The 12,766-nt window shown below is 73.4% G+C and carries 12 protein-coding genes; 5 read left to right on the forward strand and 7 right to left on the reverse strand.

What is annotated here, in order from left to right:
• A partial coding sequence (locus I4I78_RS21840) for a zinc-binding alcohol dehydrogenase family protein (protein ID WP_218613327.1) occupies positions 1-946 on the reverse strand: 946 nt, incomplete at its 3' end.
• A gap of 35 nt (positions 947-981) precedes the next feature.
• On the opposite strand from I4I78_RS21840, the gene I4I78_RS21845 reads away from it, so the two are divergent.
• Positions 982-2,181: an alpha-hydroxy-acid oxidizing protein gene (locus I4I78_RS21845; RefSeq protein ID WP_218613328.1), complete on the forward strand. Its 1,200-nt coding sequence runs from the start codon at positions 982-984 to the stop codon at positions 2,179-2,181.
• A gap of 130 nt (positions 2,182-2,311) precedes the next feature.
• Positions 2,312-3,022, forward strand: coding sequence for a mycofactocin oligosaccharide methyltransferase MftM (gene mftM, locus I4I78_RS21850; protein ID WP_218613329.1), 711 nt, complete (start codon positions 2,312-2,314; stop codon positions 3,020-3,022).
• A gap of 6 nt (positions 3,023-3,028) precedes the next feature.
• Here the strand turns inward: mftM and I4I78_RS21855 are convergent, their stop codons facing one another.
• Entirely contained in the window at positions 3,029-4,201 is a 1,173-nt protein-coding gene (locus I4I78_RS21855; protein ID WP_218613330.1) for a DUF418 domain-containing protein, read from the reverse strand.
• Positions 4,191-4,787, reverse strand: a complete 597-nt coding sequence (locus I4I78_RS21860) for a hypothetical protein (protein ID WP_218613331.1) — start codon at positions 4,785-4,787, stop codon at positions 4,191-4,193. The genes I4I78_RS21855 and I4I78_RS21860 overlap by 11 nt, the downstream gene beginning before the upstream one ends.
• A gap of 120 nt (positions 4,788-4,907) precedes the next feature.
• On the opposite strand from I4I78_RS21860, the gene I4I78_RS33915 reads away from it, so the two are divergent.
• Genes I4I78_RS33915 through I4I78_RS21875 form a run of 3 tightly spaced genes read left to right on the forward strand, consistent with a single transcriptional unit; the run spans position 4,908 to position 7,904 of the window.
• Positions 4,908-6,164, forward strand: a complete 1,257-nt coding sequence (locus tag I4I78_RS33915) for a histidine kinase (RefSeq protein WP_218613332.1) — start codon at positions 4,908-4,910, stop codon at positions 6,162-6,164.
• A 59-nt stretch (positions 6,165-6,223) separates the two neighbouring features.
• Positions 6,224-7,243, forward strand: coding sequence for an iron-siderophore ABC transporter substrate-binding protein (locus I4I78_RS21870; protein ID WP_218613333.1), 1,020 nt, complete (start codon positions 6,224-6,226; stop codon positions 7,241-7,243).
• Positions 7,244-7,253: 10 nt separating this feature from the next.
• Positions 7,254-7,904 (forward strand): response regulator transcription factor, encoded by a 651-nt coding sequence (locus tag I4I78_RS21875; RefSeq protein ID WP_218613334.1) that lies wholly within the window; start codon positions 7,254-7,256, stop codon positions 7,902-7,904.
• An 81-nt stretch (positions 7,905-7,985) separates the two neighbouring features.
• Here the strand turns inward: I4I78_RS21875 and I4I78_RS21880 are convergent, their stop codons facing one another.
• The 4 genes from I4I78_RS21880 to thiD all read right to left on the reverse strand — a co-directional run bounded on the left by I4I78_RS21880 (position 7,986) and on the right by thiD (position 12,646).
• Positions 7,986-8,798 carry a xanthine dehydrogenase family protein subunit M gene (locus tag I4I78_RS21880; protein WP_218613335.1) on the reverse strand — a complete coding sequence of 271 codons (813 nt, stop codon included), beginning with the start codon at positions 8,796-8,798 and terminating at the stop codon, positions 7,986-7,988.
• Positions 8,795-9,355 carry a (2Fe-2S)-binding protein gene (locus I4I78_RS21885; RefSeq protein WP_218613336.1) on the reverse strand — a complete coding sequence of 187 codons (561 nt, stop codon included), beginning with the start codon at positions 9,353-9,355 and terminating at the stop codon, positions 8,795-8,797. Before I4I78_RS21885 ends, I4I78_RS21880 begins: the two co-directional genes overlap by 4 nt.
• Positions 9,352-11,622: a xanthine dehydrogenase family protein molybdopterin-binding subunit gene (locus I4I78_RS21890; RefSeq protein ID WP_218613337.1), complete on the reverse strand. Its 2,271-nt coding sequence runs from the start codon at positions 11,620-11,622 to the stop codon at positions 9,352-9,354. Before I4I78_RS21890 ends, I4I78_RS21885 begins: the two co-directional genes overlap by 4 nt.
• Before the next feature lie 154 nt (positions 11,623-11,776).
• Positions 11,777-12,646, reverse strand: a complete 870-nt coding sequence (gene thiD / locus I4I78_RS21895; protein ID WP_218613338.1) for a bifunctional hydroxymethylpyrimidine kinase/phosphomethylpyrimidine kinase — start codon at positions 12,644-12,646, stop codon at positions 11,777-11,779.
• Positions 12,647-12,766 lie beyond the last annotated feature (120 nt).

The following is a 12,766-nucleotide window of genomic DNA, read 5'->3' on the forward strand; positions in this document are numbered from 1 at the left end:
GGTGGGCCTCGCGGACGGAGTCGGCGGTCAGGCCGTGCAGGCGGGTGGTCTCGGTGGTGCGCAGCTCGCCGGCGTCGACCAGGCGGGCGACCTCGTCGAGGATCTCGCGCTGCACGGTCGAGGTCGGCTCGGACAGCGGCCGGGTGAACATCAGCTCCCAGTGCCAGGCCTGGCTCTTCGTCTTGAGCGGCAGCGTGTCCAGGCCCTCGGGCTCGTCGATCGCGACGACGACCCCGCGCGGGGTCATGAGCTCGGCGTAGGCCTCCACGTTGCCCGCGGAGACCGGCGAGAACACGTACTGCACGCCGTCCGGGGCCACCTCGGCAACGCTGCCGACCAGGTCGTGGTGGTCGGCGATCTCGTGCGCGCCCATCCGGCGGGCCCAGTCCGCCGACTCCTGCCGCGATGCCGTGCCGACCAGCGTCAGCCCGGCCCGGCGGCCCAGCTGCAGCACCATCGAACCGACGCCACCGGCGGCGGACACGACGAGCAGGGTGCCGGTGGAGTCCGCGGTGATCCGCAGGTGGTCGTGCAGGCACTCCCACGCGGTGATCGAGGTCAGCGGCAGCGCGGCGGCCGCGGCGAAGTCCAGGGTGGACGGCTTGCGGCCGGCGATCCGGGAGTCCACGAGCTGGCGGTGGGCGTTGCTGCCGGGGCGGTCGATCGCACCGGCGTAGTAGACCTCGTCGCCGGGGGCGTAGCCCTGCACGGCGGCACCGGCGGAGATCACGACACCGGCGGCGTCGAACCCGAGGACCTTCGGCCCGTCGGCCGGGTCGAACGACGAGCGCACCTTGGCGTCGACCGGGTTCACCGACACGGCGCGGACGTCGACGAGCAGGTCGTGCGGGCCGGGGTCACCGACCTCGATCTCCGAGTCGACCAGGGCCTCCGGGTCGTCGATCGGGAGCGGGCGGGGTGCGACGACGGCGGGAACGGTGGGCATGGCTCCGGACGCTAACGGTGGTGCAGGATGCGGGCATGGCGGAACGGTCCTACGGCGACTACCAGCTCGAGATCTACGGCGCCGGGCTGCGCGGCCGGGTACCGACGCTGCCGATGACGTTCGAGGAGATGGAGCGCCGCGCACAGGCCGCGCTGCCGCCCTCGATCTGGTCCTACGTCGCCGGTGGTGCCGGGGACGAGCGCACCCAGCGCGCCAACGCCGACGCGTTCGGCGGCTGGGGCATCGTGCCCCGGATGATGGTCGGCGCGACCGCGCGGGACCTGACGGTCGAGATGTTCGGGATGTCGCTGCCGACGCCGCTGTTCCTGTGCCCGATCGGCGTGATCGGCCTGTGCGCGCAGGACGGGCACGGGGACCTGGCGACCGCCCGCGCGGCCGCGCGCACCGGCGTCCCGATGGTCGCCTCGACGCTGACCGTGGACCCGATGGAGGACGTCGCGGCGCAGCTCGGCGACACCCCGGGCCTGTTCCAGCTCTACACCCCGAACGACCGCGAGCTCGCCGAGAGCCTGGTGCACCGCGCCGAGAGGGCCGGGTACTCCGCGATCGTGGTCACGCTCGACACCTGGGTCACCGGGTGGCGCCCGCGCGACCTGTCGACGGCCAACTTCCCGCAGCTGCGCGGCCACTGCGTCGCCAACTACACCTCGGACCCGGTGTTCCGGTCGCGGCTCGACGAGACGCCCGAGGACGACCTCGCGGCGGCGACCGCCTACTGGGCCCGGGCGTTCGGGCACGCGTTCACCTGGGAGGACCTGGACTGGCTGCGCGGGCTGACCGACCTGCCGATCGTGCTCAAGGGCATCTGCCACCCGGACGACGCGCGCCGCGCCCTGGACGCCGGCGCGGACGGGATCTACGTCTCCACCCACGGCGGGCGCCAGGCCAACGGCGGGCTCTCGTCGCTGGAGATGCTGCCCGACGTCGTCGACGCCGTGGACGGGCGCGTGCCGGTGCTGTTCGACTCCGGCGTCCGGTCCGGCTCGGACGCGGTGCTGGCGCTCGCGATGGGCGCGACCGCGGTCGGCGTCGGCAGGCCCTACGCCTACGGGCTGGCGCTCGGCGGCGAGGACGGGATCGTGCACGTGCTGCGCTCGTTCCTGGCCGAGGCCGACCTGCTGATGGCCGTCGACGGCTACCCGTCGCTCGCGTCGCTGGACCGTTCGGCCCTGCGCCGGACGATGGGCGCACCGGCGAGCGGACCACGCCCGTAACCGCGGCACCTGACCGACCGGACAGGTCCGACACTCCGCTCGGACGGTTGTCGTGCGAGCCCGTGGTGGCGCCGGGGCCGCACCACCTACCGTCGAGGGCACCGCCACGCCTGCTTTCCAGGGAGCCTTGATGATCGGACTCGACCAGCTGAGCAACGACCTCGCGGGCTGGCTCGACACCACGTTCGTCCAGCGCGGGCTGCTCGCCCCGGAGGCGTTCGAGGAGGCGTTCGTCGCCGTGGTGACCGGGGCCGCGAAGGACCCGGATGCCCCGGACGACGCGTGGCTGGCGTTCTACCGCAACACCGTCGACGCGCTGGCCAGCGAGCCGGTGCCCGGCGGCACGAACGCGGAGATGAAGCCCGTGCACGAGCGGGCCCAGGAGCTCGTCGCCGGCGACGAGGTGCTGGAGCTGGGCTGCTGCTTCGGGTTCCTGTCGCTGCGCCTGGCCGCGGCCGGGTACCGGGTCACCGCCACCGACCTCACCGGCGGCACCGTGGAGCTCCTGTCCCGGATGGCCCCGCAGCTCGGCGCGGATCTCGACGCGATGGTGGCCGACGCCCGCGCCGTCGCCCGCCCGGACGGCTGCGCGGACACCGTCCTCGCCGTGCACCTGATCGAGCACCTGCCCGAGGCCGAGGGCGACGAGGTGGTGGCCGAGATGCTGCGCCTGGCCCGCCGTCGGGTCGTGGTCGCCGTCCCGTTCGAGGACGAGGCCAGCGCCACCTGGGGCCACGTGCGCCTGTTCGACACCGCCGTGCTGGACGCGATGGGCAGGCGCACCGGGCGTCCGTTCACGGTCTCCGAGCACCACGGCGGCTGGCTGGTCATCGACGTCTGAGCGGTCTCAGCCGCGCAGTGGTGGCCGTGCGCCCATCGCGCGGTGCATCACCAGCTCCAACGGGCCCCGGTCGAAGCGGCGCAGCCAGAGCACCGCGCCGGACGTGAACCCGGCGCAGACCACGGCCCACAGCAGCGGCACCCACAGCACCCGCGTCCACCCGCCTGCCTCGGCCGCCGTGGCGGCCAGTCCGAGTCCCCAGGGGTAGCACAGGGCGCTCCCCACCACGTTCTGCAGCACGTAGCAGGACATCGCGGTCCGGCCCACGGCCGTCAGGCCGCGCCGCAACGGCCCGGCCCCGGTTCGCAGACCGAACACCGACGCGGTGACCGCCGCGGCCAGACCTACCGCGACCAGCGGCGCGCACAGATAGCGGTCGACGAGGAACCACCGCGGCCCGGCGAACGAGGTGAGCAGGTTCAGCGGCAGTCCGCACGCCCCGACCAGCATCATCCGCCGCCGGATCCGGGTCCCGTCCGGGCCGAACGCGCCGGCGCGCAGCAGCCGCGCGCCGATCAGGAACAGCGCCACCCCGGACGGCACGATCAGCACGATCTCGGCCCGGAACACGCCCCAGTGCTCCATCCGCATCGCCACCTGGCCCAGGTAGTCCACCGGGGCCGGCGGCAGGTCGACGGACGGACCGCCGGGCGCCGCGGTGAGCAACGCGACCAGCAGCACCTGCACCGTGACCGCGACCGCGATCGCCGCGGTGCGCGCCCGGTCGCTGCGTCCGATCAGGTACGCCACGACCACCGACGTGACCGCGTAGCCCATCAGGACGTCGAATTCGAACACCAGCACGTAGTGCAGCAGTCCCTCCACCAGCAACAGTCCCGCCCGCAGGAGGTAACGACCCGGCCAGCGCAGCCCGCGCCGGACCGCGGCCCGGTACTGCAGCTCCATGCCGACCCCGAACAGCAGCGTCAGCAGGGCCAGGAACTTGCCGTTGGCCAGGAACCGCAGGAACGTCTCGACCGCCGCGGGCCCCGGTGCCAGACCCGCCGCCCTCTCGCCGCCGAGCAGCGACGCCGGGCCGCCCGGCGCCGCGAACAACCAGACGTTGGACGCGAACGTGCCGAGGATCGCGAGGCCGCGCAGCACGTCGAGGGTCGGGATCCGGGATCGTGCCGGATCCGGGACGGTCCCGGTGCTCGCCCGTGCGCCGCTATCGGACATCGGTGCGCTCGGCATCCGCACTCGGGAACACCGTCGCCCACAGCGGCCCGACGACGAACCAGATGCCGCCGACCAGCCCCAGCCGCGCCGCCCACGACCACATCGGGTCGTGCGGCCACGACGTCGGCACCGGCACCGTCGCGCCGGCGACGAGCGTGAGGAGCAGCATCACCACTGCGGCGACCGCGGCGGCCAGCACCAGCCTGGCGAACTCGCGCCACTCGTGCCGCATGCGTGCCGGACCACCGCGCGGCGGCCGTACCGGTGCCGGGCCGCCCGCGAACCGGTGCGCGAACCGGACGTCGGCCCAGCGGATCAGCGAGTGCCCGAACGCCACGGTGACACCCAGATACACCGCGGCCAGGCCGTGCACCGGCCCCGGCGGCGACCCGGACGCCACGTCGGCCATCGACGCCACGATCAGCACCACGTCCAGCAGCGGCACGCACAGCAGCAGTACCGCGCTCGCCCGCGGCATCCGCAGCAGATACCGCGCCACCAGCCCGCCGGCCAGGAACACCCAGAAGGCCACCTCCGCCGCGCCGATCAACAGCGCCAGCGGGTTCTCGCTCAGGAACTCCCCCATGCCGACGAGCCTGGACCGGACCGGGTCCCGCCGTCGTCCGTCGCGTGGACCATCTCCACCACGCCCGCGTACCTCTTTCGACGGACGCCGCGCGCTCCCCGGACGTGCTGGGATGGGCGCGTGATCGCGCATCTGGCCGACCGGACGCCCGGTCCGCGGTGGGCCCGCGACGTCGCCGTCGCGCTGATCTACCTCGGCATCGGGCTGCTCATGGTGCAGGCGCTGCCGGAGGTGCAGATCGTCTGGTGGTCGGGCGGGCACAGCGGGCAGCCGGTCACCACGGTCTCGGTGCTGATCATGGCGGTGGCCTGCCTCGGGGCGGTCGTGCGGCGCACGGTGCCGGTGCCGGGCCTGCTGCTGGCCACCGCGGCGGTACTCGCCGGCCCGTTGCTGGTGGGGTTCACCGACCTGGCGACCCTGCTGGTGTTCACCGACCTCCTCTACTGCTCCGTCCTGTTCACCAGCCGCCGGACGAGCCGGGCCGTGGCCGCGGTCAGCGGGGCCGTCGTCCTGCTGGCGGCACTGGCCACGCTGGTGACCGACGGTGGACGGCCGGCGCTGATCAGCCTGCTGAACATGCTGCTGCTGGTGGCGATCCCGGTGTTGTGGGGCACCGAGGTCCGCCGGCACCGTGACCTGGCCGATGCAGAGCGCGACCGCGCCGAGCAGGCGGCGCGGATGGCGGAGCTGGACCGGGAGGCCGCGGTGGCCGCCGAGCGGGCCCGGATGGCCCGGGACCTGCACGACGTCGTCGCCGGACAGCTGTCGGCGATCGCGCTGCAGTCCGAGGCGGTACTGCACCATCCGGACGCCGACCCGGACCTGCTCCGGCGGGTGCTCGGCACGGTGCGCGAGGGCAGCGTCTCCGCGCTGGCCGAGATGCGCACCATGATCGGGCTGCTGCGCTCCGCCTACCCGGCAGGGACCTGGGAGCCGGGCGACGAACCACGCACCGCGCCGGCCCGGCTCGACCAGCTCGACCCGCTGCTCGACGCCGCCCGCGACCGGGGTCTGCACGTCGACGTCGCCGACACCCGGCCGGCCGGCGCCGATCCCGCCGCCGCGGTCGAGCTGGCGGCCTACCGGATCGTCCAGGAGGGGCTGACGAACGCGGCCAAGCACGCCCCCGGCTCGAGCGTGCGGCTCGCACTGGGGCGCGAGCGGGACGCGCTGGTCGTGCGGTTGGACAACGACCTCACCGGCACCCCGTCGGCGCCTCCCGGCACCTCGGGCGGGACCGGGCTGGTGGGATTGCGGGAGCGGGCCCGCGCCGTCGGGGGCCGGTTCGACGCCGGACCGGCCGACGGCGGCTGGCGGGTCCGGGCGAGCCTGCCCCTGGTCGCCGGGCCTCCCGTGGGGGACATTACTTTCCCTTGAACCAAGGTGAGCCTGGGCTAATCTGAGCGCGCTTCGCCCGCCGCTCCCCGGAGGTCCTCGTGTCCGCATCCCTGAACCGGCGATCCGTGCTGTGGGGGGCCGGGGCTCTCGGCCTGGGCGCCCTGGTGTCCGGTTGCTCGTCGTCGCCGTCCGGCTCCGCCGACCCCGCCGGAGGGGCCGCTGCCCGCACGATCGCGCACAAGTTCGGCAGCACCGAGATCTCCGGCATCCCGCAGCGGGTGGTCACGGTCGGGCTGACCGACCAGGACTACCTCCTCGCGCTGGGCACCGTCCCGGTCGGGGTGCGCGACTGGTTCGGCGACCAGCCCGGCGGGCTGTGGCCGTGGGCACGGGAGAAGGCGGGCGGCGCCGTGCCTGCCGTGCTCCCGATCGAGACGCTGAACGTCGAGCAGATCGCCGCCCTGCGGCCGGACCTCGTCGTCGGACCGAGCTCCGGGCTGACCCGGGCCGAGTACGACGCGCTGTCCGGGATCGCCCCGACCGTCGCGCAGCCTGCCGAGTTCGCCGACTACGGGGCGCCCTGGCAGAAGATCACCGAGATGGTCGGTGCGGCGCTGGGCGTTCCGGACCGCGCCGCCGGGCTCGTCCGCGACATCGAGGCCCGGTTCGCGCAGGTCCGCGAGGCGAACCCGGGGTTCGCCGGACGGACCGGGCTGCTCGCCACCGTGCTGGAGGACGGCTCCTACTACGCCTACGCCGAGGGCCCCGCCCCGGGTTTCCTCGTCGACCTGGGCCTGACGCTGCCCCCCGCGACGGCCGGGGTCTTCACCGGGCCCGAGCGCGCACCGGTCGCCCTGAGCCGGGAACGGCTCTCGCTGCTCGAGGCCGACGTCCTGCTCGTCGGGCTCTACGGCGCCCGGGCCGCAGGCCAGATCGCGGCGGACCCGGTGGTGCAGAACCTGCAGGTCGCGCGGGAGGGGCGCATCGTGACGATGCCCGAGCTCGGCGAGCTCAACGGGGCCCTGTCCTTCGGGTCGGTGCTGAGCCTGCCGGTCGCGCTGGAGCTCGCACCGCCGCGGGTCGCCGCCGCCCTGGACGGGAACCCGGCGACGGGCTGAGATGGGCCCCATGAGCACAGATGCCGTGCGGGTCGTGGTCGCCGACGACCAGGACGCGATCCGCACCGGCCTGGTGATGATCCTCGGATCGGCATCGGACATCGAGGTCGTCGCCGAGGTCGCGGACGGGACCGCGGCGGTGCGGGCCGCGGACCGGCACCGCCCGGACGTCGTGCTGATGGACATCCGGATGCCCGGCGTGGACGGGATCGAGGCCACCCGCCGGATCCTCGACGCCGGATCGTCACAGGTCCTGGTGCTGACCACGTTCGATCTCGACGACTACGTCGACGACGCACTGGCCGCGGGCGCGGCCGGGTTCCTGCTCAAGTCCGTCGACGCACCGAGCCTGTGCCGGGCCGTCCGCGCCGTCGCCCGCGGGGACGGCGTGCTCGCCCCCGAGATCACCCGGCGGGTGATCGGCCGCTACGCGAGCGCCCCGCGCCGCGGGAACGTCCCGGGTCTGGACCAGCTCACCGCCCGCGAGACCGACGTGCTGGCCGGCCTCGGCCGGGGGCTGTCCAACGCCGGGATCTCCGCGGAGCTGGTGATCTCCGAGGCGACCACCAAGACGCACGTGTCCCGGGTGCTGGCCAAGCTCGGCCTGCGCTCGCGCACCCAGGCGGCGATCGCGGCGCAGGACGCAGGCCTGGTGCGCTGACGGTCAGCGGTCGACGGTCCGCGACGACGAAGGGCGCCCCGGACCGCCGGTCCGGGGCGCCCTTCGTGACGTGCGGGTCGGTCAGCCGGCGGCGGTCTCGAGTGCCCGGCGGGTGAGCACCTTGACCAGGGCCCGGCGGTAGGCCGGGGTTCCGGACGTGTCCGCCGGGGGCTCGGTGCCCTCGTCGGCCAGGGCGGCGGCCTCGGCGATCGACTTCCCCGCCGTCAGGGCTTCCTCGGTGGCGGTGGCGCGCAGGGCCGTGGAGCCCATGTTCACCAGCCCGACCTTGCCGTCGCACACGGCGACGGCGACGATCGCCCAGTCGTTGCTGCGGCGGGTGAACTTCTCGTAGGCCCAGCCCGCGTCGCCCTTGCGGGGCAGGCGGATCTCGACCACGAGCTCGTCGGGCTCCTTCACCGAGGAGAACACCCCGGTGTAGAAGTCGGCGATGCCGACGGTGCGCGAGCCACGCGGGCCGCGCAGCACGATCGACCCGTCCAGCGCCAGGACCGCGGCGGGCAGGTCGGAGGCCGGGTCGCCGTGCGCGAGCGAACCGCCCAGGGTGCCGCGTGCGCGGACCTGCGGGTCGCCGACCGTGCGGGCCACGGCAGGCACCAGCGGGACCTCGGCGCCGAGCACCTCGGACGTCACCAGGTCGCGGTGCTTGGTACCGGCACCGATGGCGACCTCGTCGCCCTCGACCCGGATGTAGTCCAGCTCGGCGAGCCGGCCGATGTCGATCACGAACTCCGGTGCGCCGAGGCGCACCTTCATGACCGGGATCAGTGAGTGCCCGCCGGCCAGGACGGTGGCGTCCTCGCCCTTCTCGGCGAGCAGCGCGATGGCGTCGTCGAGCGTGTCCGGTCGTGCGTAGTCGAACGCGAGGGGGATCATGCCTGGGCCTCCTCGGCGGACTCGCCACGGGAGAAGCCGGGCGCGGTGCGCAGCGCGTCGGACTCCGCCTCGGCCTTCTGCTCGGCGTCGGGGTCCTTGCCCGCCGCGACCAGGACCGCGCGCACGATGTTGTGGTAGCCGGTACAGCGGCAGAGGTTGCCCTCGAGCCCCTCCCGGACCTTGCGCTCGTCCAGGTCGTCGTCGTGGCTGATCAGCGACACCGCGGACATCACCATGCCCGGCGTGCAGAACCCGCACTGCAGTCCGTGCTCGGCGTGGAACGCCGCGGTGACCGGGTGCGTCGGGGTGCCGTCGGAGGCGCCCTCGAGGCCCTCCATCGTGGTCACCGACTGCCCCTCGGCCTGCACCGCGAGCAGCGTGCAGGACTTGACCGCCTCGCCGTCGAGCAGGACGGTGCACGCCCCGCAGGACGTGGTGTCGCAGCCGATGTTGGTGGCCTTGAGCCCGACCTGCTCGCGCAGGTAGTGCGCCAGCAGCAGCCGGGGCTCGACGTCGGCGGAGGTGTCCTCGCCGTTGACGCTGATCTGAACCTTCACGAGCTCGCCTCCGAAGCGGCGTTGATGGCCTCCCAGACCCGCAGCGGGGTCAGGGGCATGTCGATGTGGCGGATGCCCAGGTGCGACAGGGCGTCGATCACGGCGCTCTGCGTGGCCGGCGTCGAACCGATCGTCCCGGCCTCGCCGATGCCCTTGTAGCCCATCGGGTTGATCGGGGTCGGCGTCGTCATCTCGACCAGGTCGAAGCTGGGCAGCTCGGCCGCGGACGGGATGCCGTAGTCGGCGAACGTGCCGGTCAGCGGCTGGCCCTCCTCGTCGTAGACGACCTCCTCGAGCAGGGCCTGCGCGATGCCCTGCGCGATCCCGCCGTGCCGCTGGCCCTCGCAGAGCAGCGGGTTGAGGATCGGGCCGGCGTCGTCCACCGCGATGATCTTCTCGACGGTGACCTTGCCGGACTCGGTGTCGACCTCGACGACGCAGACGTGCGCGCCGAACGGGAACGTGGGCTTCTTGCCGTCCCACGTGGTGTCGACCTTGAGCTGCTCGGCCGCGGCCAGGTCGGCGAACGTGACGCTCTTCGAGCCGGGCACGCCGCGGACCGTGATCGAGGCGTTGTCGGTGTCGACCTCGAGGTCGTCGACGCTCGCCTCGAGCAGGTCGGCCGCGCGCTGCTTGGCCAGGTCGACGAGCTCGCCCGCGGCCTGGTGCACCGCGATGCCGCCGGTCTGCAGGCTGCGCGAGCCCATCGTGCCGCCACCGCTGGGGATCAGGTCGGTGTCACCGTGCTTGACGGTGATCTTGTCCAGCCCGATGCCCAGGTGCTCGGAGGCGAGCATGGCCCACGCCGTGGCGTGGCCCTGGCCGTGCGGCGAGGTGCCGGTGAGCACCGTGACCGAGCCGTCCGCGTGCACCTCCACCGAGGCGTCCTCGGCGAACGCGCCGCCACCGGTGATCTCCACGTAGGAGGAGACGCCGATGCCCATCTGACGCACGTCGCCGCGCTCGCGTCGGGCCTTCTGCTCGGCGCGCAGCTCGGCGTAGCCGGACTCGGACAGCGCCAGGTCGATCGCCTTGGCGTACTCGCCGGAGTCGTACTCGACGCCACCCTTGGTGGTGAACGGGAACTTGTCCGGGGACACGACGTTGAGCTTGCGCACCTCGGCCGGGTCCTTGCCGATCTCGGCGGCGAACAGGTCCATCGCCCGCTCGATCGCGGCCGTGGCCTCCGGGCGACCGGCACCGCGGTAGGCCGCGATCGACGTCGTGTTCGTGACGACGACGCGCGCCCGGGAGTCGACGTTCTCGATGTCGTAGGTGCCCGGCGCCATCATGCGCGTGAACATCGGCAGGAAGGTGCCCAGGCGCGGGTAGGCGCCGGCGTCCTGGACGACGTCGAGGCGGTAGTGGGTGACCTTGCCCTCGCGGGTGCCGCCGATCGTGACCGTCTGGCGCTGGGCGCGGCCCTGCACCATCCCGGTCATGTTCTCCGAGCGGCTCTCGTTCCAGCGGACCGGACGTCCCTGGCGGCGGGAGAGCCAGGCGACCAGGCCGAACTCCGGGTCGGAGCCGATCTTGGCGCCGAAGCCACCGCCGACGTCGGGCAGGATGACGTGGACCTTGTCCTTGTCCAGCCCGAGCCAGCCCGCGATCTCGTCCCGGCCGCCCTGGGCGTTCTGGTTCGAGATGTAGAGGGTGACCCGGTCGCCCTCCCAGAACGCGCTGGCCGCGCGGGTCTCCAGCGGCGCCGCGGCGAGGCGCTGGTTGACCAGGTCGCGGGTGACCACGACCTCGCAGCCGTCGAAGAAGCCCGCGTCGGGCTCCTCGTCGTGGTTGTAGGCCGCGGCGGTGTTCGTCCCGGCCTCGGGGAACAGCAGCGTCTCGTCGTTCGCCGATGCCAGGGGGTCGATCACGACCGGAAGCGGGTCGTAGTCGACGTCGACCAGGTCGGCGGCGTCCTCGCCCTGGTAGAGCTCCTCGGACAGGACGGCGGCGACCGGCTCGCCGACGAACCGGACCCGCTCGGAGGCCAGGAACGGTCGGGTCATCGCCTTGTTCGCGCCCGGGAACAGCAGCGCGGGGTCGATGTCGAGGTCGGCACCGGTGACCACGGCGACCACGCCCGGCGCGGCGAGCGCCTCGGACGTGTCGATCGAGGCGATGGTGGCGTGTGCGACCGGGGAGCGGACGAGCGTCAGGTGCAACGCTCCGGTCAGCCGCTCGTCGGTCAGGTCGTCGGTGTAGGTCGCGCCCCGTGTGAGGAAGACCGGATCCTCGGTTCGGACAACGCGTGTGCCCAAGATGCTCATCGAGTACGAGGCTATACGCGCGGCACGACGACTGCGACGATCACTATGGCCCTGACCTGCAGATAAGCCGACCCTAAGCGGTTCTACGGCCCCGTCGATGTCCGTACCGGCGGAGCTTTTCGCGTTAGAGCGTCGCGGATGCGAATATCGACGATCAGGAAACCTGATCGTCGCCGTCGTCCTCCCACCACGGCCGGACCGCCCACAGCGGGGACACCGGCCCGTGCCCGGCGCCGAGCGGGTAGGAGTGCCGCACCGCCTCGACGATGTAGCGCTTGCCGAACCGGACCGCCGCGACCGGGTCCATCCCCCGGGCCAGGCCGGAGGCGATCGCCGCGGCCAGCGAGTCACCGCCGCCGTGGGTGTTGCCGGTGGCGAACCGCGGGCCCGGGAGCTCGAGGAACTCGTTCCCGTCGTAGAGCAGGTCGATGCAGCCGTCGACGTCCTCGGCCAGGTGTCCGCCCTTGACCAGGACGTAGCGCGGGCCGAGCGCGTGCAGCGCCTTCGCGGCGGCGTACTGGCCGTCCCGGTCGTGCACGTCGTGCTCGACCAGCAGGCGCACCTCGTCGAGATTGGGCGTGACGAAGGTGGCCCGCGGGAACAGCACCGTCCGGTAGGCATCCAGTGCGGAGCCGGCCAGCAGCGGGTCCCCGTGCATGGACGCCGCGACCGGGTCGACGATCAGCGGCGCGTCCCGGTCGCGGCCGATGCCGACCTCGTCGCAGGTCCGCGCGACCGTCTCGATGATCTCGGTCGTCGCCAGCATCCCGGTCTTCGCCGCCTGCACCCCGATGTCCTCGGCGACCACCCGGATCTGCCCGGCGACCGTCTCGGCGGGGATCGTGTGCACGCCGGTGACGCCGACCGAGTTCTGCACCGTCACCGCGCAGACGGCCAGGCAGGCGTGCACCCCGCAGGCGGCGAACGCGCGCAGGTCGGCCGGGATCCCGGCGCCGCCGCCGGAGTCGGTGCCCGCGATCGTGATCACCCGGGGCGGGGTGGTGCCGACGGTCTTCTCCGGCATGGTGGCGTCCTCCCTGACCGGCATTACCCGGCCGGTCCCGCGGTCGGTGGCGGTGCCGATCGTCGGCAGCCACCCTCTCAGCCCGCTGACCTGCGAACTCCCGCTGTGCTGGTGTGCGAA

Origin of the sequence: Pseudonocardia sp. KRD291, assembly GCF_019263595.1 — a bacterium.
Taxonomy (GTDB): Bacteria; Actinomycetota; Actinomycetes; order Mycobacteriales; family Pseudonocardiaceae; genus Pseudonocardia.

Bases quoted from the DNA above. Each gene is read 5' to 3' on its own strand.
- I4I78_RS21845 (WP_218613328.1), top strand. From the start codon at position 982: ATGGCGGAACGGTCCTACGGCGACTACCAGCTCGAGATCTACGGCGCC.
- mftM (WP_218613329.1), top strand. From the start codon at position 2,312: ATGATCGGACTCGACCAGCTGAGCAACGACCTCGCGGGCTGGCTCGAC.
- I4I78_RS21855 (WP_218613330.1), bottom strand. From the start codon at position 4,201: ATGTCCGATAGCGGCGCACGGGCGAGCACCGGGACCGTCCCGGATCCG.
- I4I78_RS21860 (WP_218613331.1), bottom strand. From the start codon at position 4,787: ATGGGGGAGTTCCTGAGCGAGAACCCGCTGGCGCTGTTGATCGGCGCG.
- I4I78_RS21875 (WP_218613334.1), top strand. From the start codon at position 7,254: ATGAGCACAGATGCCGTGCGGGTCGTGGTCGCCGACGACCAGGACGCG.
- I4I78_RS21880 (WP_218613335.1), bottom strand. From the start codon at position 8,798: ATGATCCCCCTCGCGTTCGACTACGCACGACCGGACACGCTCGACGAC.
- I4I78_RS21890 (WP_218613337.1), bottom strand. From the start codon at position 11,622: ATGAGCATCTTGGGCACACGCGTTGTCCGAACCGAGGATCCGGTCTTC.
- thiD (WP_218613338.1), bottom strand. From the start codon at position 12,646: ATGCCGGAGAAGACCGTCGGCACCACCCCGCCCCGGGTGATCACGATC.